Source organism: Williamsia sp., from assembly GCF_016462415.1.
Classification (GTDB): domain Bacteria; phylum Actinomycetota; class Actinomycetes; order Mycobacteriales; family Mycobacteriaceae; genus Williamsia_A.
The window spans coordinates 1-1,805 of record NZ_JAEMTF010000231.1 but is presented as its reverse complement, the minus strand read 5'-3'; the positions used below and the strand labels follow the sequence as shown (position 1 = coordinate 1,805).

The following is a 1,805-nucleotide window of genomic DNA, read 5'->3' as shown; positions in this document are numbered from 1 at the left end:
AGGGGGAATAGGGGATGTCCCCGCAATCCCCTGACGTGCGGTAACAGAACCAGGTTTGATATCGACAATGGAATGAAGTCACGTGAATGGGCTTTCCGCATGCCCGCGTCGCAGATAGAGGAGTCGACCCCATGGCCTCTGGCCTCGGTTTGAAGATCGGTAGTTCCGCTTCTGTGGCGGTCTCGACGACCCGATCGGGCACCTACGACGCACTGGTCCGGCAGACGGCCCTGGAGCTCGTCCCCGGTCGTGCACCCGTGCTCGCCGCCGCCGGCGCGGTCTCGGCGGGGTCGTCTGACCTGGCCGGATTCACCCAGCGGGTCGGCGACCCGGTCGCGCTGGTCGCCGACGACGGACGCCGGTTCAGCGGCGAGGAGCTGTACGCGACCGCGCTGGCCTGCCTTGCACGCGAGACCGGTTCGGAGGCGTCGAGCGTCGTCGTCGCGTGCCCGAACGGATGGCAGGCCTACACCGTCGACGCGTTGCGGGCCGCCGCCGCGACCCAGGGCCTGTCCGACGTCACGTTCGTCCCCGAGGCCATCGCCGCCGTCGCGGCAGCCGAGGCCACCCGTCCCGACGGGCTCGCCTCCGGCGGTGTCCCCCGCTCAGGCGGCTCCCACGCGGCGGTCACCGACACCGACACCGATCTCGTCGTGGTCTACGACCTCGGCGGCTCCGCCCTCGACATCGCCGTGGTCCGCACCGGCGAGGCGTCGCAGATCATCGGTCGCCCCGTCCGTAGCGAGGACATCAGCGGCGACGCGTTCGACCAGCTGATCCTCACCCACGTTCTCGAGTCGGTCTCCGCGCTCGACGACCTCGATCCGTTCGCACCCGACACCGTCGAGGCCCTCGCGACGCTGCGCCGTCGCTGCACCGCGGCCAAGGAGGCGCTCTCGTCGGACACCGACACGACGGTGTCGGTGGAGCTGCCCGACCTGCGGACCGAGACCCGACTGGTGCGCGCCGAGCTCGAAGACCTGCTGCACGAACCGATCGCCACGTCGCTGACCCTGCTGCGCGAGACCGTCGCCGGGACCGGCCACAGTCTCAGCGACGTCACCGCGATCGTCCTCACCGGCGGCGGGTCGGCGGTGCCGCTGGTCACCGAGATGATGTCGTCGATGCTGCGGGTGCCGGTCATCGTCGACGCCGACCCCGTCACCACCTCGGCCTTCGGAGCGGCCATCCTGGCCGGTGAGATCGAATCGGCCGCAGCCGCTCTCGACGCCATGCCGGCGAACGCGGCAGCCGCGGTCGCCGATCTCGCCGCCGCACGCAAAGCCGATCTCGTGCCCGCGCAGACCCGCGCGGTCGAGCCGGCCCCCCGCACGACCGTCGTCGAGAAGATCCCCATGGGGCGCAACAAGCGTCTCGCGATCATCGGCGGCATCGCGGTGGCGATCGCGTTGGTGACCGCGGGCGGACTCTCGGTGGGCACGGCGCTCTCCGGCGACGAGGCACCCGCCGCGACCCCGACGCAGTCGGCACCCGCCACCACGGGCGCCCCGTCGGCGAGCGCCGGACGCACCCCGTCGTCCGCCGCCACCCCGGGCGCGGCCGACCCCGGCGCGTCGACGTCGCCGAACGCAGGCGCCGGCGGTGACGCCGGGACCGGCGGTGACGCTGCCCGGTCGCCCGGGGCCGGCTCCGGGTCGGGTTCAGGTTCGGGTTCGGGTTCGGGTTCACAGAACAACGGCGGCACCGGCTCCGGGTCGAACGGCTCCACCGGTGGCGGCACGGGCGGCAGCACCGGTGGGGGTGGCACCGGCGGCGGCAGCACCGGAGCCGACACCGGCGGGGGT

Annotated in this window: 1 protein-coding gene; it reads left to right on the top strand. The window is 72.7% G+C overall.

From position 1 onward, the window contains the following. Positions 1–131: 131 nt before the first annotated feature. On the top strand, positions 132–1,805 hold a 1,674-nt coding region (locus JHC79_RS23645; RefSeq protein WP_296395519.1), incomplete at its 3' end, for an Hsp70 family protein.